Genomic DNA, 25622 nt, shown 5'->3' with positions numbered 1-25622 from the left:
CATGGGCTGACGATGACACTGGTGTGAATCTGCGCCAATTCGCAGTGGATCGGCCAGTCATTACTGCCCAAGCTTGCCAATTGCTTCTGAATTAATAGCTGCTGGCGTTTTCTGAATAAGCGCCACAGGTCAATCTGATTTGAATCTGAAATGAGACTGCTGCTCGCGCCCATGGAAGGGCTGCTGGATTTTGTGCTGCGCGATGTGCTGACCCGGGTGGGCGGCGCGGATCGCTGCGTGTCCGAATTCATTCGCATCAGCGGCTCGCTGCTGCCGGACAAGGTCTATCTGCGTACCATGCCCGAGCTGCGCAACGGCAGCAGGACGCTGGCCGGCGTGCCGGTGCGGGCGCAACTGCTGGGCTCGGACCCCGTCAGCATGGCCGAGAACGCTGCCAATCTGGCGCGCCTGGGGCCAGAGGGCATCGATCTGAATTTCGGCTGCCCGGCCAAGGTGGTCAACCGCCATGGCGGCGGTGCATCGCTGCTGCAGGATCCCGAGCAGATCGTGCGCGTGGTGGACGCCGTGCGCCGTGCCGTGCCCGCGCAGCTGCCGGTGTCGGCCAAGATGCGGCTGGGTTTCAACGACCGTGCGCTGATGACCGAATGTGCCCAGGCCATGGAGCAGGGCGGTGCCTGTGAAATCGTCGTCCATGCGCGTACCAAGCTGGACGGCTATCGTCCGCCGGCCTATTGGGAAGAGATTCCACGCATCCGCGAGGCGGTGGGCGTGAATGTGGTGGCCAATGGCGAGATCTGGACTGTGGAAGAGGCCTTGCGCTGCCGCGAAGTTTCGGGTTGCGACGATCTGATGCTCGGGCGCGGCATTGTGGCCGATCCGGGTCTGGCCCTGGCCGTGCGCCGAGCCGTGGAGCACGGCAGCGTCAGTGCGGTCGCTGGCATTGACTGGCTGGCGCTGGTGCCCCAGGTGCAGCGTTTTTGGCATATGGTCTGCGAGGATCTGGAGCCGCGCCAGCGTGCGGGTCGCCTCAAACAGTGGCTCAACCTCATGCGCAGACGTTTTCCCGAGGCCGAGCTGGCTTATCAGGAAGTGCGCACCCAGACCGATCAACGCGCCATCAGCGACTGGGTGCAGGCGCTGCCGCAGCGTGATCTGCAGCAGGAATGGGCCTGGCCGCAAACCATGCCTAAAGCAGACTGTCTGGAGCCAGAGGCCCGAGCAGCTGCAGCATAAGGCGCAGACCCAGGCTGGCATCGGGTTCGGAATACGAATCACTGAGCCCGCTGTCCTGCGGCGCACGCCAGACCAGTTGCCCCTTGGTGTTCAGATCCACACGCCAGCTGTTTTCGGGCAGACTTTCATCGATGCTGTCGCTGGCCAGCTGGCTGAAGCGGCGGCTGGCGATCAGTACGGCGATCTCGGTGTTCTGCAGGCGTGAGCGCATGTCCAGATTCATGGAGCCCACTGCGACCAGCCGCCCGTCTATGACCAGCAGCTTGGTGTGCAGCATGGCCCGCGAAGCACCGGAACTGCCCCCGCTGGAGCCCGTGCCACCTGCGCGCAGGGCGGAGCTGACATTGGCCGCTTCGCTGCGCATTTCGTGCAATTCGATGCCCATCTCCAGTAATGCCTTGCGGTGGCGGGCATAGCCGGCATGTGCCAGTGGAGCATCGTTGGAGGCCAGCGAATTGGTCAGTACCCGGATGCGTACGCCTTTGCTGCGTGCGGTGCGAAAGGCATCCATGATCTCCGGCCCCGGTACAAAGTAGGGCGAAACGACCAGCAAGTCCCGCCTGGCAGAGCGAATCAGAGCCAGCAGACCATCGACCACCGACTCGGCATTCAGCGCCGGTGCGGCCAAGGGGGGGAGGCTGTTGGCGTCGTCGGCCTTGAGCACCGCTGCTTCGAATGACTCATCGGCGGCAGTCCGCTCCGCACCTTCAGCAGGAATCTTGGTCGGGCTGTCGGCCAATACCATGGCCTGAGCCCAGATCCACGGGATCTGGTTCAGATTCAAAGGGCTGTCTTCGGGTTCCGGTTTGGGGACGGTGGTGTTACGGGCATGCTCGGCTTCGCTCCTTGCGTCTTCCTGGTCAAACTGCTTTTTGAGTTTGAGCAAGTCAGGCTCGCTGATTAGCGACTGCACGGGGTAGGCGCGCACATTGTTCCAGTAGCGGTCGAAGCTGCGCGACAAATCCTTGACGACCGGGCCGCCGGTCAAGACATCGAGATCGACAAAATTACCTTCATTGGAGGCGTCAAAGTAGGCATCGCCCAGATTGCGCCCGCCAATCACGGCCAGGGTGTTGTCGGCCACAAACAGCTTGTTGTGCATGCGCTGCTGCGCGCGCTGAAAGTCGGTCAGCAGGGTCCAGGCTCGGCCGATGGTGGAGGCGCGCGAGCCGGCCAGCGGGTTGAACATGCGCATCTCCACATTGGGCACAAAAGCCAGGCGCATGACCTGCGCGTCCGGCCCCGTGCTGTGGAAGTCGTCCAGTAGCACGCGTACGCGCACGCCGCGCCTGGCAGCCTGCAAGACGGCGCGCAGCAGTCGCCCGGTACTTTGGTCTGCATGGATGGCGTAGTACTGCAGATCCAGCGTTTTCTGTGCGTTTTCCACCAGCGCCATGCGGCTGCTGAGGGCATGCTTGGGGCCGGAGAGCAAGGCAAAAGCCGAGGCGTCTGGCTTTGCCTTGGCAGGGCGAGCCTGAGAGATGAACAGGCCCAGCTCGGTGCTTTGGGGCTGGCTCAATGCGGTGCTGACGGGGCGCTCCACATTCTTGGGCAGCGATGCCGCGCAGCCTGTGAGCAGCATCGCGGCAATGACGCCGGCAAGCAGCGCCAGATGCGTTTGCGGCCCTGATGGTTGCAGCCGTGACGATGTGGAGATAGAAGCCGTCATTGCTGCTTTGTAACCCATGATGACCGGGTTCACATGTCGGACACAGACTGCGCTAGAACTGCTCTCGGCCCTGGACTCTGGCAACAATGCGCAGGTCCGGTCCGAGGCGGGCGACATCATGGAACACCAGTGGCAGACCTTGGTCCAGGCTGTCGAGCGGGCCGAAGTTGGCAATACCCATGGCACCCGTGCCCAGCAGTTTCGGGGCTTGATAGAAGAGAAGCTCATCGACCAGACCTTCGCGAATCAGGGAGCCGTTGAGCTTGAAGCCAGCTTCCACATGCAGCTCATTCGTGCCGCGCGCGGCCAGATCTCGCAGCATGGCCGCAAGATCGACCTTGCCTGCAGCATTGGGCATAGCAATAACCGTAGCACCTAGCGCTTGCAGTTCTTCAATTCTGGATTGCTTTGTGCTGCAGGTATAGATGAGGCAACCGCTAGGTGCTTTCAAAACATGAGCGTCCAGCGGGATGTCCAGCTTGCTGTCCACCACGGCAATGCGTGGCTGGCGTGGCGTGTCTACATCACGCACATTCATGCGCGGATTGTCTTCAAGCACCGTGCCTATGCCGGTCAGAATCGTGCAGGCACGGGCACGCCAGGCATGTCCGTCGGCTCGGGCGGCCGCCGAGGTGATCCACTGGCTTTGGCCATTGTGCAAGGCCGTGACGCCGTCCAGCGAGCTGGCTGCCTTCATGCGCACCCAGGGTGTGCCGCGAATCATGCGGCTGAAAAAGCCGATATTGAGCTCGCGTGATTCAGCTCCGCCGGGGCCGATCTCCACATCAACACCCGCAGCGCGCAGCCGCTCGAAACCCTGGCCGGCCACTTGCGGATTGGGATCCGTCAGGGCTCCCACCACCTTGCCGATGCCGGCTGCGATCAAGGCGTCGCAGCAGGGGCCGGTGCGGCCATGGTGCGAGCAGGGCTCCAGCGTCACATAGGCCGTGGCTCCACGCACATCGTTGCCTTTTGCAGAAGCATCACGCAATGCCATCACCTCGGCGTGCGGACCACCGGCCTGCTGGGTAAAGCCCTGGCCGATGATGCGGTCCGAGGCATCGACGATCACGCAGCCGACGCGCGGGTTGGGTGAAGAAAGAAAAAGCGCCTGGGCAGCCTGCTCAAGCGCTTTGTTCATGAAGTGGGCAGAGGGTGTCATGCCCAGGATGGTAATGCAGAGGGCTCTGCGTTACTTGGTCCAGCAGTCCGAGGCCGTGGTACCGCTTGCCAGATTGTCAGCACTCTTGACCCCTGTGTTGCTGAGGGTGAAGTCTCCGCACTTGTCAGTTGCCTGCGCTCCCGGGTTTTTGCGTTTGGCGATCAAAGTGTAGGCGGCGGTGGAGCTGGCTTTCATTTCGATCTGGTAGCGCTTGCTGGCGTCGGTGGACCAGGACAGGTTGGCGGGTAGCACCTTGGTGAGGTCTGCATTGGTTGGATATACCCCGGTTGCCGTGGCTGCACGCTCCATCCAGAGCTGGGCTTGCAGCAGGCCGGCGCGTGCATCTGCTCTATGGCCGCGGCGCACATACTCGGTATAGCTGGGGTAGGCGATGGCACTCAGGATGCCGACGACGGCCACGACGATCATCAATTCGATCAAGGTGAAGCCTTTTTGCTGTTTTTTTTGCATTTTCATTTTTCCTCATGAAGCAGGCAGCGCTCAACGCAGCTGACGCCAGCTGGGGCGCAGAGATTGCTCGGGCATGCGTGCCAGCATCTCTTTATCGTTCTTGGTGTCGATATCTGCGATCTTGTTTTTCTGGGCGATTAGCGTGTGGGAGCCTTTGCTTACCTTGACGCGAGACACATTCAGATCCAGCGAGTTGTAGAGACCGTCGTTGTTTTTGTCCACGATCTGAACCGATGGACGAAGCCCATCCATGATGTTGATAAAGGTGCGGTACTGGCGCTCTTCATCAACCGTCGTGGACTCACAGCTTTCCACATTGGGGTCTACATCGGTGCCCTTGGCCGGAACCTGAGAGTAAATGGCCAGGATATTGCTGCCGTCATAGAACTCCATGGGTTTGAGCTGACGCTCTCCTACGGCCGGCAAGTCCAGATACCAGCCGTTGTAGTTGGCCCAGGTGCTGGTGGTGAGCTTGTTGTCGTCATTACTTGCTCCAATGGTGCCAAAGTCACCGTTGCTCAGTTCCGTAATGCTTTGCTGAGCAAGTTTGGCTGCGGTTACGCCGGTGCCCAAGGCAGTGGGGACTGGAATGCAGGTTCCGTTGGGGGTTGTGCAGGATGTATTGCCACTATTGACTTGCACGCGTGGGCCAAGGCTTGTGGTAATCAAGTTGTAGCGTGTGTTGTCCAGGACGGAGTAAATGGTTTGCACATTCCGGTTGTTTTCGTCAGCTTTGGTAGCGTTGCGGCCTGTGCCAAAAGCAACCATCATGCCGCCTACAGCAATGGTTTTCTTGTCGTTGCCCGTTCCAATGGTCATTTTCCGGTCGTTGGCACGTACAGTTGGTGGGGCCGTAATGGACTGGACAAGAGTTCTGGCGCTGTTCAAGGATGCGGGGCCTTGTGCAGTGAATAATGGCCTTCCGCTGAAAGCGACTTCCCAGTTGCTTGCATCAGCACTGGTGAGATCAAACTTCCACATATTTCCCAAGTTATCACCAGCGTATGCAATATCAGGCAATCCATCACCATTGAGGTCAACTAAGCGGGGGGCAGCCAGGCCATTGTCGTTGGCAATGCCACTACCTGTACCAATGTCTGTAGTACTCGCATCAACGGCGCCTACGACAGGAATACGCTTGAGTTCCATATCGTTGTCCAGATACTGAATCAGCAATACGGGGCGCTGGTTGCTGCTGTTGTAGCCGTTACCCATAACAACTGCCCAGCGGTTGTTATTCATGCGCGTGATCTGTGTGGTGCGCATAGGGTTGTTCTCATCAGCGACGGGTGTTGCTGTGATGTTACCAATGTCACGATCCTCCGATACGGCTTTGGCACAGGCCGTCTTTTCGGGAGTACTCATGCCAGTCAATGCGCAGTTGGGTGCTGCTGCGGCATTCATCGCAGCATCAGTACTGCGAGTTCGGTCTAATTTGACGAGGCTCGAAGCCGCTGTCGTGGAAAAGCTATCTGGGTTGGTGACATCCAAAACAAAATAACCTTTTCCGCCAGCGCCCAGTGAACCAACCAGAATTGTTTTCCAGTTGTTGCCAGGGTTGGTGTCTGTGTCGATGTTTGAGCCGATATAGATATCCCCTGTCATTGGGGAGCCGTCAACAAAATTGCGATGCTTTTGGTTGTATGTGGGGTCTGTAAGACGACCTAAGCTAGGGATGATTCCCCGCGGAATGTATGCAATTTTCTCTGTGCCATCAGCAGCAGAGAATCCATGCAGCATTCCGTCATTGCCACCTGCATAAATCATCGGCGTTCTTGTACCCTTGGATCGGGTGAAGTCTGCATAGCCCTTTAAAGCGTAGTTGCTCGAAGGAGCTCCAGTAAACCAGATAATGGAGTTGATGATGTCTCCTTGGATACTCTTGCGCTCACGAAACGGCTTGGCTGCTGTGTAGCCGGTGCTTTCAGAGCCTTCAAGGGCTCGTATGCCTCGTATAAAGTTCAGGCGGTTTTGCCCAGCTGCTGCACCTTCGTCGGTTCCAGATCCATCAGGCTTCTTCTGTAACCATAGCTTTTGGGCTGTGCTTAGTGTGGATTCATCATTTGCCCACAGGAATGGAACGCCACCTTGATACTTGTCCTCGCTGCCCCATTTGTCACTCCAGCTGAGGATGGTTCTGCTGGTTGTGTTTTTTGTGGCACCTGTTACATTTAAGGCGTCAAGTTTTTCTGCCGTATTCTGACCACCCCATCCAGGAGTAGATATTATCGATCCATCTGTTCTGACAGTTTCAGCCTTGATGAAGCCTTTCCAGCCATTTTTGGGTTCATAATTTCCTGTGAACTTTCCAACGTCATAGCGCGTATTATTGGATCCACTTGTAGCAGTGGATGTCATATCTGGATCAGTTTGGGTGTTGATTTGCCCAAAAATTTCACGGAATGCTTTTTCTAGATCTTCACCTTTCTCAACAGCATAAAAGCGCCCACGACCATTTAAGGCAGCATGCCAAAGATCAAGAGATCTCTTGTTTTCATTGTCCATCGCAGGCCAGGATTTGTTTCCTGTAACGAAATCAAGAAAGCTTCCGTTGTATCCAAATGGAACTTTATTAGTCGGTGCAATAATGTCAGATGCGCCAGGCCAGGTGACGGCCATATTACTGAAGCCGATGGTGTAAGTAACCATATGAGGCCAATTGGCCGGGTTGTACTTTGGATTCCAATACCTCTCTAGTATTGCCTCTTTGCCGCTGGAGTCTTTCCCGAAGTTCTCGGTTTGAGGTGCTTTGTCATATTCTGGCGTTGGCTGTATGGAGCCCTTTAAGCCTGTGATTCCGGAGTCATCTTTGGCTGTTTGCAAGGCTGTTCCCCAACTATAGAACGCCCAATCAGCTAGGGTTTCTGTGTGGGAGTCTCTATATAAAGATGTCTGTTTTTGTTGGGTTTGTGTTCCACCATACACAGTTCCATCTGGTAGGGTAATATTGGTTGCATTATCTCGACGATTTGTGTTGCCGATGTCATATGATGTATTGTTCCAGCGGCCATCCGTCATCATGATATGGTAGTTTCGACGACAACCGAGGTAAGGTGTAGCTTGACTCCCCGGGTCTGATGCCCAGGGACTATTTATTGATAAGTCGCGACGCATGTAGGCGTCGGCTTGTTTGAACATTAAATGGGAAGGTGTTCCACTATTTGCATCTAATCCATTAATGAAGCTAATGAAGTTATTTCTATGCGTTTCTCCTAAGAAACGCATAGAATTTTGATTCATTTTATCGGAGTCGACATTCTTTGCATCGGGTGCCTTGCCGTTGTTCCACATTGCTTGCCAAGAAAGACGAATTTTTCTATCGGGGAGTAAGTTTTTATCCCGAAAGACGCCTCCTTCCCAGGTGCCATCAGTTTTTTGTGCACCAATTAAAGCATACTTTAAAACATTAATTCGACGGCTTGTTACTGGCCAAGTTCCATCCGCATTGGGTTTTTTTTCATTAGTTGCGCCTTTCCATTGACGATTCTCGTAAATGCATTGGGAGCTGCTTTCGGCATTTGAGCAAAAGTCCATGCTTCCAGAATCGTCGACGGAGATAATTACATTAGGTGTGACGTAGGGCTGCACTGTGCCCGGAGGGGCCTGAAGCAACTCGATGGATGTTGCGATCGAGGGTATTAGAACTGCACCTACTGCTATGGCGAGTGACTTCTTTTTGAAGTGAGTGGGCATTTTTTTTTGCATGGCGATCACCTGATCTGATCAGTAGAAAATATAGGTATCTAGTCTTTGAGTTTTTGTCTTGCATACGTCTGCTGAAGCACAACCATTGTGTTGGGCTTGCGGCCATACGCCAGAGCTGTAATTCGATAGACGATATTAGGTGTCAGGTTGAGTGCCAAAATGCTTTGTGGGTTTATTGCACCTGTTCCAGTGCTGTTGACAAGAACACCGGAATTTTTGCTGCTATCGTCATAGGGGAGAATCTCGATCCAGTACCAGGCCCCTTGGTTGGCGGCACTTCGGTCTCGCAATATGGCACTTGCCGGACTATCATCATCTCCGATTGCTGCGCCTGTGAATTGACCATAGCGCGCGCCGACGGGCGTAGTGGTGCCTGTATGAACACCGGTCATTTGTGTCAGCGTAATGCCCTTGGTCGAATCTGTGTTGTTCCAGAAGTCCTGTTTGTCTTTGATGCCAGGGCGATCAGCGCGCTTGATGCAAATGCCGTTTTTGCATTTCGGCGCTGTGCTGGCAATCTTGGTGGGGTCTGCCAGGTCCGCCAGAAGAGTGCCCACCTCCTGTGCTTCTAGCGGGATTTTCTCTGCAGTCGTGCGTCGGCATATGTTTCCGTCGCTGTCATTGGGTGTGCAAAAGCTGCCATCAGAGTTTTCTCCGCGAATATCGAGTTCGGCATCTTGCAAGATGGCCTGGGCTGCCTCGAAGGCTCGCTGGTAATCAGCATCATTGCCGACGATCAACTCATTGAAAAGCGATGTGCGGGATGCCCACAGGGCGAGCAGCATGGAGAGCATGACAAAGATGATTACAACGAATAGTGATATACCTCGTTGTTTTCTTTGCCGGGGAATTTTGAATGTATTCATGATATTCAGCTGACGGTAGTCAGTCCCTGGCTGCGCAGCTGGTAGATGTTGCGGAAAACCATGTGCGCTCGCCGCGTACGTGGGGCAGCCAATGTATTCATGGTGACGGATGTAGTGTTGTCGCAGTCCAGGTAGGTGGTGTTGTCCGGCATATCAATGGCTTCATTGCCATAAAGCACCAGACATATTTCAACGCCGACAACCTGCGGCCAGGCGCTTGCCACAGTAGCTGCATCGACATAGCTGATCTGTGGGGAACCACTGGATGCCGATGTCTGCAGCAAATATCGCACTTGAAAATTAGCGACATTCTGAATGATGGGCTGCGGGTTTCCAGATGCGCCCACGCAGCGCAATTCATTATTTGTGGAATTGAGCGAGAACCGGCTTTGAATCAAATTGTCATTGGGTGATTGACCGAGACAATCGCGCAGCATGGATGCCGCATTTGTAGATGTATATACCGGCTCTTTATAGTTGCGATAACCCAAGGTGAGCTTGTATTCATTGGTTCCGGGGCTGTCCATACCGCTGATGGTATTGACCGCAGGATCGAAATCTGTGGCTTTGGTCTCAAAGGCTACCGGGTCCGACATATCGATATCGGCTCCTTCTGACTTCTGTGAGGCCAGATTCAGTCTCAAGGAGCCAGCCTGGCGGATCTGTTGCCCGATGACGCGAAAAGCGTATGCCGCTTGTTGCTGCAGCATGCTGCTATCGCTGACCGTGCCGGTAACGCCTCTTGAGACCATCAGTGCACCCATGGCAACGGCTATCGTCAGAAGTCCGATGACGATGCCGACGAGTAGTTCAATCAGAGTCACGCCGCGCTGAGGCTGGCTTCTCGCGATGCTGGAGGCTTTCATAGGGATGCGTCAGGTTCCGGGGCAGAAAAACAAAGGTGCACTATTGCCTGCACGAAAGTCAGGTGCGCAGCGTGCACTGACTGGTATGTATTGAAGATGGCAAGTGAAGTTGGCGGGGCAGGAGGTGGGGTCTTTGGTGCTGATACTGCCGTCGCTCTTGATGCTGGCTCCGGTGTTGATGGCGTCCTTGTAGGCTTTTTTGGCAGCAGTGCCGGTGGCATCGCTTGCAAAGTCTTCGCGCTCGTTTTCCCGCCAGCGTATGAGCACGCCCAGTTGCCGGCGGTTGGTGATGCTGCTGGAATCGCCGTCGGCAAGGGCCAGGAAGGTGGCGGCATTGCCAAGCGGGAGAGAGCGCTCCACCAGGCGTTTCCATTCCTTGAGGTCGTACTCGGCCAATTCGGCCTGGGTGCAGGTAGTGCGGTCAACGCATTTTTTGGTCGCCGCAGTGGTTGGCGGTGTTGCGGTCCAGCCCGTGACGTAGGTGTTGATACCGCTCAGTGCATTGGGATTTACCTTCATGCGCTCGCTGAGGTCTTCAATCAAACGGATGGCCTGAGCGCGGCGCATGCTGGTCTGGGTGTCGGTCAGCGTGCGCATTTGTACGCCGAGGATGCCGAGGATGCCCAGTGCGGCAACGACGATGGCAATCAACGATTCCAGCAAAGTGATGCCTCGCTGTTTGCCGATTTGGCGAGTGTGATTCAGTTGGTGCATGGCACGTCTTTTTGTTCAATGACTCGAATTCGTCCGCCCGAAGACATGCAAATGCCCTTGGTGGCGGCAGAGGCTATTCCAGTAGGCTGAGGTGCTATCGTGAAGCCGATCAAATTGGCGCCATCCATCATTCCCCAGCGGTCGACACGGATGGTGGCGCCTGATTTGGTTCTGGTGACGCTTACTTTGGTTGGTGGTTCATAGCGCTGGATTTCCTCTCCGCTGTTCCAGCGCCTGTTGCCATTGCTGTCCACGAAGACGACCCAGCCGCAATCCCAGTCCTGGTTGGTCCCGTCGGTGACGCAGCCAACAGTGGTTCGGGGAAGCTTTTCCAGATATACGTTGCCACCGCGCTTGATAGCTTCTGAGCGGGCGAACATCAGACTGGATTTCATGATCTCCACGGCCTCGATGACGCGCCAGCGCTCAAAAATAAAATTGAAGCTGGGCACTGCAATGGCGCTGAGGACTGCGGCTATGGCAACGGTCACTATCAGCTCAATGGAAGTGAATCCGTAACTGCTGAAACCGGGGGCTGCGAGGTGCGGAGCGTTGTTTAAGCCGGGGTACATACATATTCCTCGTTGAGGGCGGGCCTGTGCCGCTGCCCAATGATCCTGTTCGTTTGGTTAACTGCATGAGCCGGTTGCAGAGTCGAGTCGCTTGATGCGTCCGCTGCTGCTGACGCAGATGGAGGATGCGCTGGCGGCGCTGCCACTTTTTGGGGTCAATCGAAATGCAAAATCGATGGCGGCATTCGTGCTTGAGAACCTTCCCCAGCGGTCAACCTTGATCGGGTCGGTCAGCTTGGCATCGCTGGTATTGGTGAACTGCACGCTTACCTTGTTGGGGGCGGGGGCAGTCTGCAATGTGTCTTCGCCGCTATCCTGCGCGCCGTCGTTGTCCAAGTCGGCAAACACAATCCAGCCGCAGCTCCAGAGGCTGGTGTCTGTGCCCACTGCTGTGCAGCCTCCGCCATCACCGCTGCGCAAAATAGTCACATTGCCGCCGCGCTTGATGGCTTCGGAGCGCGCAAAGTAAAACGTGGACTGCAACTCTTCCGAAACCTGGCGCACTCGCCAGCGTTCAATGATTGGATTGAAGCTGGGCGCGGCAAGGCCGGCCAAAACGGCCAGAATGGCAACCGTGACCATGAGTTCAATGGCTGTGAAGCCTCTGGAAAAATGGCGACGAATGAGGGGCAAATTGGGCATGCCGGCATATTACGTTTCGTTGCATGCCGAATGCTTTGTGACTGGATGAGTGGTCTTGATGGAGAGATCGGTGGTCGCTTTCAGCGGCGGCGGCCGGAAGCTGGGTAGGCATACCCCGCGCACGCCCCGGAGTTGGGTCTTCCCTGGCATTCCCGATAGAGCCGTTTATCGCGTTCGGCGGTTGTCTCTTCCGAGCTGCTCCGGGTGTTCTGGATCTTGACCTTGCCGCTTTGCTTCTTGGCTGCTTTGTGCTTGCGCTGGCCTGCGTTGGCTGCGAGTGCTGGCTGATCTGCGAGAGCGAAGACCATAAGGACCGCAGTGCAGAGGCTGGCAAACGAATAGCGTCTAGAAAAGCTGGTCATTGCAGATCTCCGGCTGGAGGTGATGGGCGCATTGTCCGAGTCTTGCTTAGGAGCGGGCAAGCGGGTTTGTCTGCCTTGGTCTGGTGCCTAGTCGTGCTATTGCATAGGGAATAAATCGCCTCTTGATATAATCGCCAAGTTTTGCATGGTGCAAGACGCACGCTGAGGCCTTTCCAGCCTTGGCGCAAGTAACCAAGGTGCTCCTCGTCGAGTGCCAAATCCTAAGGAAAACAAAATGATCGCTGCCGATAAGAAGGCTGAAGTTGTCAAGGCCAATGCTCGTTCCGAAAACGACACTGGTAGCCCCGAAGTGCAAGTGGCTCTGCTGACTGCTCGCATCAACGAACTGACTCCCCACTTCAAGGCTAACGCCAAGGACCACCACGGTCGTCGCGGTCTGCTGCGCATGGTGAGCCGTCGCCGCAAGCTGCTGGACTACCTGAAGTCCAAGGACGCTGACCGCTACACAGCACTGATCGCCAAGCTGGGCCTGCGCAAGTAAGCACGGTGAAAGATCGAAACGCCTGAGTTAGATTGCCTAGCTCAGGCGTTTTTTACTTCGGAGTTCGCAAAACAGAGCGAAGCTGTGTCATTCCAGTGCTGCACTATTGATAGCGCTCAGCGCAGCACTGGAATGGCATCGTGTTCTGTTTGCACTCCAAATCAAGACTGGATGAGTGTATCCAGCTATTCATAAGGGAGTCATATGACCATGTTCAACAAAGTTACCAAGACCTTCCAGTGGGGCCAGCATACGGTCACCATGGAAACTGGCGAAATCGCCCGCCAGGCCTCCGGCGCCGTGCTGGTCAACATCGACGACACCGTGGTGCTGGCCACTGTCGTGGGTTCCAAGATCGCCAAGGCCGGCCAGGACTTCTTCCCCCTGACCGTTGATTACATCGAGAAGACTTATGCCGCCGGCAAGATCCCCGGCAGCTTCTTCAAGCGCGAAGCCAAGCCTTCCGAGCTGGAGACTCTGACCTCGCGTCTGATCGACCGTCCCATCCGTCCCCTGTTCCCCGAAGGCTTCTACAACGACGTGCATGTGGTCATCCACACCATTTCGCTGAATCCCGAAGTCGACGCCGACATCGCTGCCATGATTGCCACTTCGGCGGCCCTGGCTGTGTCCGGCATTCCCTTCAGCGGCCCCATCGGTGCTGCTCGCGTGGGCTACATCAACGGCGAATATGTGCTGAACCCCGGTCAGACCCAGCGCAAGGATTCTCAGATGGATCTGGTCGTTGCCGGCACCGAATCCGCCGTGCTGATGGTGGAATCCGAAGCCCTGCAACTGCCTGAGGAAGTGATGCTGGGCGCCGTGGTGTTCGGTCACGAGCAAGGCAAGATCGCCATCGACGCCATCCATGACCTGGTGCGTGAAGGCGGCAAGCCCGCATGGGACTGGACTGCTCCCGCCAAGGACGAGGCGCTGATCGCCAAGGTGGCCGAGCTGGGCGAAGCCAAGCTGCGCGCCGCTTACCAGGAGCGCAACAAGCAGGTGCGTACCCTGGCTTGCCGCACTGCATACGCCGATGTCAAGGCCGCCTTGACCGAGCAAGGCGTGGCGTTCGACGGCGTCAAGGTCGAAGGCATGCTGTTCGACATCGAAGCTGGCATCGTGCGTTCGCAGATCCTGGCGGGCGAGCCCCGTATCGACGGCCGCGACACCCGTACCGTGCGCCCCATCGAGATCCGTTCCTCCGTGCTGCCCCGCACCCACGGCTCCGCGCTGTTCACGCGTGGTGAGACCCAGGCCTTGGTGATCTCCACGCTGGGTACCGAGCGCGATGCTCAGAAGATCGACGCGCTGGCTGGCGAGTTCGAAGACCGCTTCCTGTTCCACTACAACATGCCTCCCTTTGCCACCGGCGAAGTGGGCCGCATGGGCTCGACCAAGCGCCGTGAAATCGGCCACGGCCGTCTGGCCAAGCGCGCTCTGGCCGCTTGCCTGCCGACCAAGGAAGAGTTCCCCTACACCATCCGCGTGGTGTCGGAAATCACCGAGTCCAACGGTTCCTCGTCCATGGCTTCGGTCTGCGGCGGCTGCCTGTCCATGATGGACGCCGGCGTGCCCATGAAGGCGCATGTGGCCGGTATCGCCATGGGTCTGATCAAGGAAGACAACAAGTTTGCCGTGCTGACCGACATTCTGGGTGACGAAGATCACCTGGGTGACATGGACTTCAAGGTGGCCGGTACCACCAACGGCATCACTGCCCTGCAGATGGACATCAAGATCCAGGGCATCACCAAGGAAATCATGCAGGTCGCCCTGGCTCAGGCCAAGGAAGCGCGCATGCACATCCTGGGCAAGATGCAGGAAGCCATGGGTGAAGCCAAGACCGAAGTCTCCAGCTTCGCGCCCAAGCTCTACACCATGAAGATCAACCCCGAGAAGATCCGTGACGTGATCGGCAAGGGCGGCGCCACTATCCGTGCGCTGACCGAAGAGACCGGCACCCAGATCAACATCGAGGAAGACGGCACCATCACCATTGCCGCCACCGACGGCGCCAAGGCCGAAGCCGCCAAGCTGCGCATCGAGCAGATCACGGCCGAAGTCGAGATCGGCAAGATCTACGAAGGCCCCATCGTCAAGATCCTGGAATTCGGTGCCCTGGTCAACCTGCTGCCCGGCAAGGACGGCCTGCTGCACATCAGCCAGATTGCTCACGAGCGCGTGGAAAAGGTCACCGACTACCTGCAAGAAGGTCAAGTGGTCAAGGTCAAGGTTCTGGAAACCGACGACAAGGGTCGTGTCAAGCTGTCCATGAAGGCGCTGACCGAGCGTCCTGCCGGCATGCCCGAGCGTGAGCCGCGCGAACCCCGTGGCGATCGCGAGTACCGCGAACGTGCTCCTCGCCAGAATCGCGAACCCCGCGAGAATCGCGAGCCACGTGAAAACCGCGCAGCCGCTGACGAGCAGCAGCAACAGCAGCAGTAATGGCTGAGCAGGAGTCCGCCGCGAGGCGGTCTCCTGTTTTGTCGTTTGCTGGCTGATCCTGATTTTGTAGCTGTCGGCACTTTCTGCATAAGCGTTTGAGCCTGATTTCTTTGATAGAGCAAAGCCTGACTATGGAAGCCAACACAATGCGAGCGGTGGAGATCACCAGCTATGGTGCGCCAGACGTGCTGCGCATGGGTGTACGTCTCATGCCGGTGGCGGCTGAGGGTGAGGTGCTGATTCGCGTTGCCGCGAGCGGCATCAATCGCCCTGATGTGCTGCAGCGCAAAGGTCATTACGCACCGCCTGCCGGAGCCTCCGATCTTCCGGGGCTGGAGGTGGCGGGTGTGATCGTGGCGGGCGACGAGGCGGCCATGGCCAAGGCGGGCTTCAAGCTTGGCGACCGCGTCTGCGCACTGGTGGCCGGTGGCGGCTATGCGAGTTTCTGCGCTGCGCCCGTGGACCAGTGCCTGCCGGTGCCGGCGGGCTTCAGCGACGTGCAGGCGGCGGCCTTGCCCGAGACCTTTTTCACGGTCTGGAGCAATGTGTTTGACCGGGGGGCTCTGCAGCCCGGTGAAACCTTGCTGGTGCAGGGCGGCAGCAGCGGCATTGGCGTGACGGCGATTCAGCTGGCCAAGGCCTGGGGCGCGACGGTCATTGTCACGGCGGGCAGTGATGCCAAGTGCGATGACTGTCTCAAGCTCGGTGCCGACCACGCCATCAACTACAAGACCCAGGACTTTGCGGCAGAAGTGCAGCGCATCACGGCAGGCGAGGGCGTCAACGTCATTCTCGACATGGTCGCCGGCAGCTATGTGGCGCGCGAAGTCCAATGCCTGGCTCCTGATGGTCGCCTGGTAATCATTGCGGTGCAGGGTGGCGTCAAGGCCGAGTTCGATGCCGGCCTGGTGCTGCGCAAGCGGTTGACCGTGACTGGCTCCACGTTGCGCCCGCGCTCCGTGGCCTTCAAGGCGGCGATCGCCGAGGCGCTCAAGCGCAATGTCTGGCCCCTGCTGGAGTCCGGCAAGGTGCGCCCAGCCATCTATCGTGAATTCGATGCTGCTGATGCGGCGCAGGCTCATGCGCTGATGGAATCCAGCCAGCACACCGGAAAAATCGTTTTGACTTGGGAAACATGAAGCAAAAACTCATTGTTGGCAACTGGAAGATGAACGGCAGCCTGGCTGCCAATGCTGCTTTGCTGCAGGCCATCAAGCAGGGCTTGCCTGCTGGCAACAAGGCGGGCGTGGCCGTGGCTGCTCCTGCGCCCTATCTGGCTCAAGTCCAGGCGGAACTTGCGGGTACTTCCATTGGGGTGGGCGCACAGGATGTGTCCCAGCACGAGCAGGGCGCATTCACGGGCGAAACTTCTGCTGTCATGCTCAAGGAGTTCGGCGTGCGCTATGCGCTGGTCGGTCACTCCGAGCGTCGTCAGTATCATGGCGAGACCGATGCCGTGGTTGCTGCCAAGGCCCAGGCTGCGCTGTCCAAGGGCATCACGCCCATCGTCTGCGTGGGCGAGACCCTGGCGGAGCGTGAAGCGGGTCAGACCGAGGCCGTGGTCAAGCGTCAGCTGGCAGCCGTGATTCATCAGGTCGGCCACTGCGTGAGCGAGCTGGTTGTGGCCTATGAGCCTGTCTGGGCCATAGGCACCGGCAAGACTGCCACTCCCGAGCAGGCCCAGCAGGTGCATGCCGTGCTGCGGGCGCAGCTGGCGGCGGCCAGCGACAAGGCTGATCGCGTGCCTCTGCTTTATGGCGGCAGCATGAATGCAGGCAATGCGGCGCAGCTGCTGGCTCAGGCCGATATTGACGGTGGCCTGATCGGTGGTGCGGCTCTCAAGGCTCCGGATTTCCTCACCATTATTGCGGCAGCGCAATAATTCGTCTGCGCCGCACTCCGGTGTGGTGCGCAATGATTCAGACTTTTAGGTTTTGATATGAACGTCTTTTCCAGCGTCATTCTCGCGGTCCAGATGCTGGCCGCTCTGGGCATGATCGGCCTCATCCTCATGCAGCACGGCAAGGGTGCCGATATGGGGGCTTCCTTTGGCAGCGGTTCGTCGGGCAGCCTGTTTGGCGCCTCGGGCAGTGCCAACTTCCTGTCGCGCTCCACGGCGGCTCTGGCCACCGTGTTCTTCGTGGCTACATTGGCTCTGGCTTATCTGGGCAACGCTCGCCCAGTGAGCTCGGGTAGTGTGTTGGAAGGCGCTGCTCCTGTTTCGGCTCCTGCGCCTGCTGCCAATGTGTCGCCCGCAACTGCCGGCGATGCAGCCGTGCCTCCTGCAGCTCCGGCGGCTGGTGCTGAGGGCGCAGCCCAGATCCCAACGAAATAATTTGGAGAAAATCCTGAAGAACCCCAAAGAGTGGGGTTTTTCAGGCTAGAATCTAGGGATTGTCTGGGGATCAGAATCTTTGCAACGAAGGTTCCAGAGATTGCCGGACTTTGAGACGAAGCCGTCGTGGTGGAATTGGTAGACACGCTATCTTGAGGGGGTAGTGGCGAAAGCTGTGCGAGTTCGAGTCTCGCCGACGGCACCAACACATAACTAAAAACCTGCCCTGCTGATCAGGCAGTGATCGGTGAGGCATGTTTTCATAACAAGGCCCACTCGATGAACATCGATCAGTACCTTCCCGTTCTTCTGTTCATTCTTATTGGCATGGCTGTGGGTGTTGTACCCCTGGTGCTCGGCTACGTGCTGGGTCCAAACCGCCCTGATGCTGCCAAGAACTCCCCCTACGAATGCGGTTTCGAGGCGTTTGAAGACGCTCGAATGAAGTTTGATGTGCGCTACTACCTGGTCGCCATCCTGTTCATTCTGTTCGACTTGGAAATCGCATTTCTGCTGCCCTGGGCTGTCGCACTCAAAGATGTCGGCGGCGTGGGTTTTGTTGCTGTCCTGATTTTCCTGGCCATTCTGGTCGTGGGCTTTGCCTACGAGTGGAAAAAAGGCGCCCTGGATTGGGAATAAGCAGCTTTTCTGAGGAAACACGATGATCGAAGGCGTGATGAAGGAAGGCTTCGTCACCACCAGTTATGACACGGTGGTGAACTGGGCCAAGACAGGGTCGATCTGGCCCATGACATTTGGCCTGGCCTGCTGTGCGGTGGAGATGATGCACGCAGCAGCTGCTCGCTATGACATCGGTCGCTTCGGCTCCGAAGTGTTCCGTGCCAGCCCCCGCCACTCTGACCTGATGATTGTTGCCGGTACGCTGTGCAACAAGATGGCTCCCGCGATGCGCAAGGTGTACGACCAGATGTCCGAGCCGCGCTGGGTAATTTCCATGGGCTCCTGCGCCAATGGTGGCGGTTACTACCACTACAGCTACTCGGTGGTGCGTGGTTGCGACCGCATTGTTCCCGTCGACGTCTATGTGCCTGGTTGCCCCCCGACAGCGGAAGCGCTGATCTACGGCATCATCCAGCTGCAGCAGAAGATTCGTCGTACCCACACCATCGCTCGCGTTTAAAGGGCTGAGATGACTGCAATTGCAATTCACCCCGAGAAGCTTCGGGATGTGGTTACTGCTGCCTTGGGTGACAGGGTGCGCTCCGTCACTCTGGCCTATGGTGAAGTGACGGTGGAAGTATCCGCTGACAAGTATCTGGACGTGATGCAGATTCTGCGCAATGCTCCGGACTGCCAGTTCGAGATGCTGCTGGATCTGTGCGGCGTGGACTATTCCACTTATGCGGAAGTCGGCAAGGACGGTCCGCGTTTTGCCGTTGTATCCCACCTGATGTCTCTGACGTTGAACCAGCGCCTGCGTGTGCGTGTGTACTGCGCCGACGATGACTTCCCCGTGGTGGCCTCGATCAACCCCATCTGGAACTCGGCCAACTGGTTCGAGCGCGAAGCCTTCGATCTGTTCGGCATCGTGTTCGAGGGTCACGAAGACCTGCGTCGTATCCTGACCGACTATGGCTTCATCGGCCATCCATTCCGCAAGGATTTCCCCCTGTCCGGTCACGTGGAAATGCGCTACGACGCCGAACAGCAACGTGTGGTGTACCAGCCCGTCACGATCGAGCCTCGCGAAATCACGCCGCGCATCATTCGTGAAGAAAACTACGGCGGAGGCCTGCACTAAAGGCGCACGTCGCCTTTTGACGGAAGACCATGGCTGAAATCAAGAACTATTCCCTGAACTTTGGTCCGCAGCACCCGGCAGCGCACGGTGTGCTGCGTCTGGTGTTGGAGCTCGATGGCGAAGTGGTGCAGCGCGCCGACCCGCACATCGGTCTGCTGCACCGCGCGACCGAAAAGCTGGCCGAAAGCAAGACCTATATCCAGTCGCTGCCCTATATGGACCGCCTGGATTACTGCTCGATGATGAGCAACGAGCACGCTTACTGCCTGGCCATTGAAAAACTGATGGGCATCGAAGTGCCTATCCGTGCCCAGTACATCCGTGTGATGTTCTCGGAAATCACCCGCATCATGAATCACCTGATGTGGCTGGGTTCCTCGGGCAACGATGCCGGCAGCTCGACCATCCTGATCTACAGCTTCCGCGAACGCGAAGCGCTGATGGACATGTACGAAGCAGTGTCGGGTGCGCGCATGCACGCGGCTTACTTCCGTCCCGGTGGCGTGTATCGCGACCTGCCGGACAGCATGCCACAGTACAAGGCCAGCAAGGTGCGCAATGTGCGCTCCATGGAGGCCATGAACGAAGACCGCAAGGGCTCGCTGCTGGACTTTATCGATGCTTTCACGCAGCGCTTCCCCAAGTGCGCGGACGAGTACGAAACCCTGCTGACCGACAACCGTATCTGGAAGCAGCGTAACGTCGGCATCGGTGTGGTGTCTGCGGAACGTGCCATCAATCTGGGCCTGACCGGTCCCATGCTGCGCGCCTCGGGCATGCCCTGGGACATGCGCAAGACCCAGCCCTACGAGGTCTACGACAAGCTGGACTTCGATATTCCGGTGGGTGCCACGGGCGACTGCTATGACCGCTATCTGGTTCGCATGGCCGAGATGCGCGAGTCCAACAAGATCATCAAGCAATGCGTGGACTGGCTGCGTGTCAATCCCGGCCCGGTGATCACGGACAATCACAAGGTTGCGCCCGCAAGCCGTGAAGCCATGAAGTCCAGCATGGAAGAGCTGATTCACCACTTCAAGCTCTTTACCGAAGGCTTCAAGGTTCCCGAAGGCGAGGCTTACGCTTCCGTCGAGCATCCCAAGGGTGAGTTCGGCATTTATTTGATCAGCGATGGTGCCAACAAGCCCTATCGACTGAAGATTCGTCCACCAGGATTTGCGCACATGGCTGCTCTCGATGAACTGAGCCGTGGCCATATGCTGGCTGACGCCGTGATGGTGCTCAGTACCCTGGACATCGTGTTTGGAGACGTTGACCGATGATTACCGAAGCGACCAGAGAACGCTTTGCGCGTGAGGTGGCAAAGTATCCGGCTGACCAGAAACAGTCTGCCGTCATGGCTTGCCTGTCTATCGTGCAGCAGGAGCAGGGCTGGGTCAGCCAGGAAAGCGAGGCAGTGATTGCCGAAGTCCTGGGCATGGCCGAGATTGCGGTGCACGAAGTCACCACTTTCTACAATATGTACAACCAGCAACCTGTTGGCAAGTACAAGCTCAATGTCTGCACCAATCTGCCATGCCAGCTGCGCGACGGCTACAAGGCCTTGCACCACCTGGAGCACAAGCTGGGCATCAAGATGGGCGAGACCACCAAGGACGGCCTGTTCACGCTGCAGCAGTCCGAGTGCCTGGGCGCCTGCGCCGATTCGCCCGTGATGCTGGTCAACGACCGTTGCATGTGCAGCTTCATGAGCAATGAAAAGCTCGACGAGCTGGTCGACGGCCTGCGCGCTGCGGAGGGCAAGGCATGAGCACGATTCTGAACAATCCTGCCGCCAATGCCGTGCTGGCCAAGTTCGCATCGACTGGCAATGAAACCTGCTTCCACGATCGTCACATCAATCCCCAGATCTATGCGGATCTGAACGGCAGCAACTGGTCCATCAAGGACTATGAAGCACGCGGCGGCTATCAGGCCCTGCGCAAGCTGTTGGGCAAGGATGGCGGCGAAGGCCTGACGCAAGATCAGGTCATCGCGACGCTCAAAGAATCCGGTCTGCGCGGCCGTGGCGGTGCGGGCTTCCCCACGGGTCTGAAGTGGAGCTTCATGCCCCGCCAGTTCCCCGGTCAGAAGCACCTGGTCTGCAACTCGGATGAGGGCGAGCCCGGTACCTGCAAGGACCGCGACATTCTGATGTTCAACCCGCACATCGTAATCGAAGGCATGATCATTGCCGCTTTCGCGATGGGCATCAGCATCGGCTACAACTACATCCACGGCGAGATCTTCGAAGTCTATGAGCGCTTCGAGGCGGCCCTGGAAGAAGCACGCGCTGCCGGCTACCTGGGTGACAACATCCTGGGCAGCAGCTTCAGCTTCCAGCTGCATGCCCACCATGGCTTTGGCGCCTACATCTGCGGCGAAGAAACCGCGCTGTTGGAATCGCTGGAAGGCAAGAAGGGTCAGCCCCGCTTCAAGCCGCCATTCCCCGCCAGCTTCGGTCTCTACGGCAAGCCCACGACCATCAACAACACCGAGACTTTTGCGGCCGTTCCCTGGATCATCCGCAACGGTGGCCAGGCCTATCTGGAATGCGGCAAGCCCAACAACGGCGGCACCAAGATCTTCTCGGTCAGCGGCGACGTGAACCTGCCCGGCAACTACGAAGTTCCCATGGGCACGCCTTTCAGCAAGCTGCTGGAGCTGGCAGGCGGTGTGCGCACCGGACGCAAGCTCAAGGCCGTGATCCCCGGCGGCTCTTCGTCGCCCGTGCTGCCTGCCGACATCATCATGGACTGCACGATGGACTATGACTCCATCTCCAAGGCTGGCTCCATGCTGGGTTCGGGCGCCGTGATCGTGATGGATGATTCGCGCGACATGGTCGAGTGCCTGCTGCGTTTGTCGTACTTCTATTCGCACGAGTCCTGCGGCCAGTGCACGCCCTGCCGTGAAGGCACGGGCTGGCTGTGGCGCGTGGTGAACCGTATTCAGCACGGCGAAGGCCGTCCGGAAGATATCGAGCTGTTGGACTCGGTATCCGTGAACATCATGGGCCGCACGATCTGTGCGCTCGGCGACGCGGCAGCCATGCCGGTTCGCGCCATGATCAAGCACTTCCGCCACGAGTTCGAAGCGAAGATCCAGAACGCTTCCAAACAGGCTGCATGAGCGCCTGATCGCGAGACAAGCATATGGTTGAAATTGAACTGGACGGAAAAAAGGTCGAGGTGACGGAAGGCAGCATGGTCATGCATGCAGCCGAGAAGGCCGGCACCTACATTCCTCACTTCTGCTACCACAAGAAGCTATCCATTGCGGCCAACTGCCGCATGTGCCTTGTGGATGTGGAAAAGGCTCCCAAGCCCATGCCCGCCTGCGCCACGCCAGTGACGCAAGGCATGATCGTGCGCACCAAGAGCGAGAAGGCCATCAAGGCACAACAGTCGGTGATGGAGTTCCTGCTCATCAATCACCCGCTGGACTGCCCCATCTGCGACCAGGGCGGCGAATGCCAGCTCCAGGATCTGGCAGTGGGTTATGGCAGCAGCTCTTCGCGCTACGAAGAAGAAAAGCGCGTGGTGTTCCACAAGAACGTGGGGCCGCTGATTTCCATGGAGGAAATGAGCCGCTGCATTCACTGCACACGTTGCGTGCGCTTTGGCCAGGAAGTGGCCGGCGTCATGGAACTGGGCATGATTCACCGCGGCGAGCACTCCGAGATCACCACCGTGGTGGGCGATAGCGTGGACTCCGAACTGTCGGGCAATATGATCGACATCTGCCCCGTGGGCGCGTTGACCAGCAAGCCCTTCCGCTACAGCGCCCGTACCTGGGAACTGTCGCGCCGCAAGTCGGTGGCTCCGCACGACTCCACAGGCTCCAACCTGATCGTTCAGGTCAAGAACCACAAGGTCATGCGCGTTGTGCCCTTCGAGAACGAAGAAGTCAACGAATGCTGGATTGCCGACCGCGACCGCTTCTCCTATGAGGCGCTGAACAGCGACGAACGCCTCACCAAGCCCATGCTCAAGCAGGGCGGCGAGTGGAAGGAAGTCGACTGGCAGACCGCCCTCGAATATGTGGCCAACGGCCTGCAGCAGATCAAGAGCAACCATGGCGCCAGCGCCATCGGCGCTCTGGTCAGCCCTCACAGCACAGTGGAAGAGCTGTTCCTGGCCGGCAAGCTGGTGCGCGGCATCGGTAGCGAGAACATCGACTACCGTCTGCGCAATGCCGAGTTCGCTGCCACGCAAGGCGTGCAGTGGCTGGGTCTGCCCATCGCTGCATTGAGCAATCTGCAGTCGGCTCTGATCGTGGGCTCCAACCTGCGCAAGGACCATCCGCTGTTCGCACAGCGCATTCGCCAGGCTGCCAAGAAGGGCTGCAAGGTCTTCGCCATCAACGATCGCATCCATGACTGGGCCTTGCCCGTCAACGCATCGGTGGTCGCTGCCGGCGACTGGGCTCAGGCTCTGGCCGATGTGGCTGCTGCCGTGGCCGAAGCCAAGGGTGTCTCGGCACCCGTGGCCGGTCAGGCCCATGACGAAGCCAAGGCGATTGCCGCTGCATTGCTGGCTGGCGAGCAAAAGGCCGTGCTGCTGGGCAATGCCGCAGCGCACCATGCTCAGGCTTCTGCACTGCTGGCTCTGGCCAGCTGGGTTGCCGAACAGACCGGCGCTGCCGTAGGCTATCTGACCGAAGCCGCCAACACTGTGGGCGCGCAATGGGTCAAGGCCATGCCTGCTGGCAACGGTCTGAATGCGGCTCAGATGATTGGCGGTGGCCTGAAGGCTGCCATCTTGCTGAACAACGAGCCCGAGTTCGACAGCGCTGCCGGCAAGGCCGCCATCGCTGGTCTGAACAAGGCCGAGATGGTGGTGACTCTGAGCCCCTTCAAGGCCAATCTGGAATTCAGCGATGTGCTGCTGCCCATTGCTCCGTTCACGGAAACCTCGGGCAGCTTTGTCAACGCCGAAGGCCGTCTGCAGAGCTTCCACGCCGTGGTCAAGCCTCTGGCCGACACGCGTCCCGCATGGAAGGTGCTGCGCGTGCTGGCCAACCTGATGGGTGTGCCGGGCGTGGACTATGAGACATCGCAGGACGTGCTGGCTGAGGCTACCGGCGGCGCTGCCCAAGTGCCAGCCAATGTGCTGAGCAACGCGGCCCAGGCCGTGAGCGCAGTGCCCGCCGGCAATGTGACTGCGCCTGCAGTCGCCAGCATTTACCAGCTCGACAGCATCGTGCGCCGCGCTACGTCGCTGCAATTGACGGCTGACGCTCGTCAGGTTCGTGAGGGAGGCGCCGCATGATCGACGCATTGAAAGCTTGGGGCGCGGGCCTGTCCGCCGCTCCTTTCTGGACCGATGTGGCCTGGCCCGTCATCTGGATTCTGCTCGGCATCGTGGCCATCGTGGCTCCCCTGATGGGTGCCGTGGCCTACCTCACGCTGTGGGAACGCAAGCTGCTGGGTTTCATGCAAATCCGTCTGGGCCCCAACCGCGTGGGTCCTTCGGGTCTGCTGCAGCCTCTGGCTGACGGCCTGAAGCTGCTGACCAAGGAACTGATTCAGCCCACGGCAGCTGCCAAGGGCCTGTTCTATGTGGGCCCCGTCATGGCCATCATGCCGGCCCTGGCGGCCTGGGTGGTGATTCCCTTTGCCCCCGATGTGGCCCTGGCCAACGTGAACGCAGGTCTGCTGCTGCTGATGGCCATCACTTCCATCGAAGTCTATGGCGTGATCATTGCGGGCTGGGCTTCCAACTCCAAGTACGCCTTCCTGGGCGCGCTGCGTGCCTCGGCCCAGATGGTGAGCTACGAAATCGCGCTGGGCTTCTGTTTCCTGGTGGTCATCATGGTCACGGGCAGCATGAACCTCTCGGCCATCGTGATGAGCCAGGGTCAAGGTCAGTTCGCATCCATGGGCATGAGCATCCTGTCCTGGAACTGGCTGCCGCTGCTGCCCATCTTCATCGTCTACCTGATCTCGGTCGTTGCCGAAACCAACCGTCACCCGTTTGACGTGGTCGAAGGCGAAGCCGAAATCGTGGCTGGTCACATGGTCGAGTACTCGGGCATGGGCTTTGCGGTCTTCTTCCTGGCCGAATACGCGAGCATGTGGCTGGTCTCCATCCTGGCCGTGATCATGTTCCTGGGCGGCTGGCTGCCTCCGTTCGACTTCCTGGGTTTCATCCCCGGTTGGATCTGGCTGGCGATCAAGACCTTCCTGGTGGTGTCGTGCTTCATCTGGATTCGCGCTACCTTCCCGCGCTTCCGTTATGACCAGATCATGCGTCTGGGTTGGAAGATCTTCATTCCCGTCACCCTGGTGTGGCTGGTGGTTGTGGGTGCTTGGCTGTACTCGCCCTGGAACATCTGGAAATAAGCGGAG

24 protein-coding genes and 1 tRNA gene are annotated in these 25622 nt (G+C 58.3%); 15 read left to right on the top strand and 10 right to left on the bottom strand.

Annotated features, from left to right (window positions below):
* The first annotated feature begins 150 nt into the window (after positions 1 to 150).
* A complete protein-coding gene (locus EIC84_RS05265) occupies positions 151 to 1194 on the top strand; it encodes a tRNA-dihydrouridine synthase (RefSeq protein WP_034361832.1) in 1044 nt (347 codons plus the stop codon).
* Here the strand turns inward: EIC84_RS05265 and EIC84_RS05260 are convergent.
* The 10 genes from EIC84_RS05260 to EIC84_RS05215 all read right to left on the bottom strand — a co-directional run bounded on the left by EIC84_RS05260 (position 1148) and on the right by EIC84_RS05215 (position 12223).
* Positions 1148 to 2863 (bottom strand): phosphatidylserine/phosphatidylglycerophosphate/cardiolipin synthase family protein, encoded by a 1716-nt coding sequence (locus tag EIC84_RS05260; RefSeq protein ID WP_003064352.1) that lies wholly within the window; start codon positions 2861 to 2863, stop codon positions 1148 to 1150. The two genes, EIC84_RS05265 and EIC84_RS05260, sit on opposite strands and share 47 nt — an antisense overlap.
* A 52-nt stretch (positions 2864 to 2915) precedes the next feature.
* Complete coding sequence (gene ribD / locus EIC84_RS05255) at positions 2916 to 4025, bottom strand: bifunctional diaminohydroxyphosphoribosylaminopyrimidine deaminase/5-amino-6-(5-phosphoribosylamino)uracil reductase RibD (RefSeq protein ID WP_034361835.1); 1110 nt, start codon at positions 4023 to 4025, stop codon at positions 2916 to 2918.
* Between the two features lie 30 nt (positions 4026 to 4055).
* On the bottom strand, positions 4056 to 4496 hold the full coding sequence (locus EIC84_RS05250; RefSeq protein WP_003064356.1) for a type IV pilin protein: 441 nt from the start codon (positions 4494 to 4496) through the stop codon (positions 4056 to 4058).
* Positions 4497 to 4526: 30 nt separating this feature from the next.
* A complete protein-coding gene (locus EIC84_RS05245) occupies positions 4527 to 8201 on the bottom strand; it encodes a pilus assembly protein (RefSeq protein WP_034361837.1) in 3675 nt (1224 codons plus the stop codon).
* A 38-nt stretch (positions 8202 to 8239) separates the two neighbouring features.
* Positions 8240 to 9067: a PilX N-terminal domain-containing pilus assembly protein gene (locus EIC84_RS05240; RefSeq protein WP_003064360.1), complete on the bottom strand. Its 828-nt coding sequence runs from the start codon at positions 9065 to 9067 to the stop codon at positions 8240 to 8242.
* 5 nt (positions 9068 to 9072) lie between these two features.
* Positions 9073 to 9933 carry a PilW family protein gene (locus EIC84_RS05235; RefSeq protein ID WP_003064362.1) on the bottom strand — a complete coding sequence of 287 codons (861 nt, stop codon included), beginning with the start codon at positions 9931 to 9933 and terminating at the stop codon, positions 9073 to 9075.
* Between the two features lie 9 nt (positions 9934 to 9942).
* Entirely contained in the window at positions 9943 to 10647 is a 705-nt protein-coding gene (gene pilV, locus EIC84_RS05230; RefSeq protein ID WP_003064363.1) for a type IV pilus modification protein PilV, read from the bottom strand.
* Positions 10635 to 11219, bottom strand: coding sequence for a GspH/FimT family pseudopilin (locus EIC84_RS05225; RefSeq protein ID WP_003064365.1), 585 nt, complete (start codon positions 11217 to 11219; stop codon positions 10635 to 10637). Before EIC84_RS05225 ends, pilV begins: the two co-directional genes overlap by 13 nt.
* A gap of 57 nt (positions 11220 to 11276) precedes the next feature.
* A complete protein-coding gene (locus EIC84_RS05220) occupies positions 11277 to 11861 on the bottom strand; it encodes a GspH/FimT family pseudopilin (RefSeq protein WP_003064367.1) in 585 nt (194 codons plus the stop codon).
* A gap of 80 nt (positions 11862 to 11941) precedes the next feature.
* The gene (locus EIC84_RS05215) at positions 11942 to 12223 is read right to left on the bottom strand and encodes a hypothetical protein (protein WP_003064370.1); all 282 of its coding nucleotides are present in this window, start codon (positions 12221 to 12223) and stop codon (positions 11942 to 11944) included.
* A 235-nt stretch (positions 12224 to 12458) separates the two neighbouring features.
* Between EIC84_RS05215 and rpsO the strand changes: the two genes are divergently transcribed.
* The 14 genes from rpsO (at position 12459) to nuoH (ending at position 25616) form a co-directional block, all read left to right on the top strand.
* Complete coding sequence (gene rpsO, locus EIC84_RS05210) at positions 12459 to 12725, top strand: 30S ribosomal protein S15 (protein ID WP_003057844.1); 267 nt, start codon at positions 12459 to 12461, stop codon at positions 12723 to 12725.
* Between the two features lie 204 nt (positions 12726 to 12929).
* Entirely contained in the window at positions 12930 to 15173 is a 2244-nt protein-coding gene (gene pnp / locus EIC84_RS05205; RefSeq protein WP_003064373.1) for a polyribonucleotide nucleotidyltransferase, read from the top strand.
* 131 nt (positions 15174 to 15304) lie between these two features.
* Positions 15305 to 16312: an NAD(P)H-quinone oxidoreductase gene (locus EIC84_RS05200; protein ID WP_034361840.1), complete on the top strand. Its 1008-nt coding sequence runs from the start codon at positions 15305 to 15307 to the stop codon at positions 16310 to 16312.
* Positions 16309 to 17055 (top strand): triose-phosphate isomerase, encoded by a 747-nt coding sequence (tpiA, locus tag EIC84_RS05195; protein WP_003064377.1) that lies wholly within the window; start codon positions 16309 to 16311, stop codon positions 17053 to 17055. Before EIC84_RS05200 ends, tpiA begins: the two co-directional genes overlap by 4 nt.
* A 57-nt stretch (positions 17056 to 17112) precedes the next feature.
* The gene (secG, locus tag EIC84_RS05190; protein ID WP_003064379.1) at positions 17113 to 17508 is read left to right on the top strand and encodes a preprotein translocase subunit SecG; all 396 of its coding nucleotides are present in this window, start codon (positions 17113 to 17115) and stop codon (positions 17506 to 17508) included.
* Positions 17509 to 17628: 120 nt separating this feature from the next.
* Positions 17629 to 17713: transfer RNA gene (locus tag EIC84_RS05185), tRNA-Leu, on the top strand.
* A 74-nt stretch (positions 17714 to 17787) separates the two neighbouring features.
* Positions 17788 to 18147: an NADH-quinone oxidoreductase subunit A gene (locus tag EIC84_RS05180; RefSeq protein WP_003064381.1), complete on the top strand. Its 360-nt coding sequence runs from the start codon at positions 17788 to 17790 to the stop codon at positions 18145 to 18147.
* A 22-nt stretch (positions 18148 to 18169) separates the two neighbouring features.
* On the top strand, positions 18170 to 18649 hold the full coding sequence (locus EIC84_RS05175) for an NADH-quinone oxidoreductase subunit B family protein (protein ID WP_003057832.1): 480 nt from the start codon (positions 18170 to 18172) through the stop codon (positions 18647 to 18649).
* A gap of 9 nt (positions 18650 to 18658) precedes the next feature.
* The gene (locus EIC84_RS05170; protein WP_012837316.1) at positions 18659 to 19270 is read left to right on the top strand and encodes an NADH-quinone oxidoreductase subunit C; all 612 of its coding nucleotides are present in this window, start codon (positions 18659 to 18661) and stop codon (positions 19268 to 19270) included.
* A 29-nt stretch (positions 19271 to 19299) separates the two neighbouring features.
* Complete coding sequence (locus tag EIC84_RS05165; protein WP_003064386.1) at positions 19300 to 20553, top strand: NADH-quinone oxidoreductase subunit D; 1254 nt, start codon at positions 19300 to 19302, stop codon at positions 20551 to 20553.
* The gene (gene nuoE, locus EIC84_RS05160; RefSeq protein WP_003057829.1) at positions 20550 to 21041 is read left to right on the top strand and encodes an NADH-quinone oxidoreductase subunit NuoE; all 492 of its coding nucleotides are present in this window, start codon (positions 20550 to 20552) and stop codon (positions 21039 to 21041) included. The genes EIC84_RS05165 and nuoE overlap by 4 nt, the downstream gene beginning before the upstream one ends.
* Positions 21038 to 22402 (top strand): NADH-quinone oxidoreductase subunit NuoF, encoded by a 1365-nt coding sequence (gene nuoF, locus EIC84_RS05155; RefSeq protein WP_003064388.1) that lies wholly within the window; start codon positions 21038 to 21040, stop codon positions 22400 to 22402. The genes nuoE and nuoF overlap by 4 nt, the downstream gene beginning before the upstream one ends.
* A gap of 23 nt (positions 22403 to 22425) precedes the next feature.
* Positions 22426 to 24543 (top strand): NADH-quinone oxidoreductase subunit NuoG, encoded by a 2118-nt coding sequence (gene nuoG / locus EIC84_RS05150; protein WP_003064390.1) that lies wholly within the window; start codon positions 22426 to 22428, stop codon positions 24541 to 24543.
* Positions 24540 to 25616, top strand: coding sequence for an NADH-quinone oxidoreductase subunit NuoH (nuoH, locus tag EIC84_RS05145; RefSeq protein ID WP_003057825.1), 1077 nt, complete (start codon positions 24540 to 24542; stop codon positions 25614 to 25616). The genes nuoG and nuoH overlap by 4 nt, the downstream gene beginning before the upstream one ends.
* The last annotated feature ends 6 nt before the right edge of the window (positions 25617 to 25622 follow it).

This window comes from Comamonas sp. A23 (assembly GCF_004522605.1).
Classification (GTDB): domain Bacteria; phylum Pseudomonadota; class Gammaproteobacteria; order Burkholderiales; family Burkholderiaceae_C; genus Comamonas; species Comamonas thiooxydans.
This window is presented reverse-complemented; position numbering and strand designations above follow the sequence as displayed.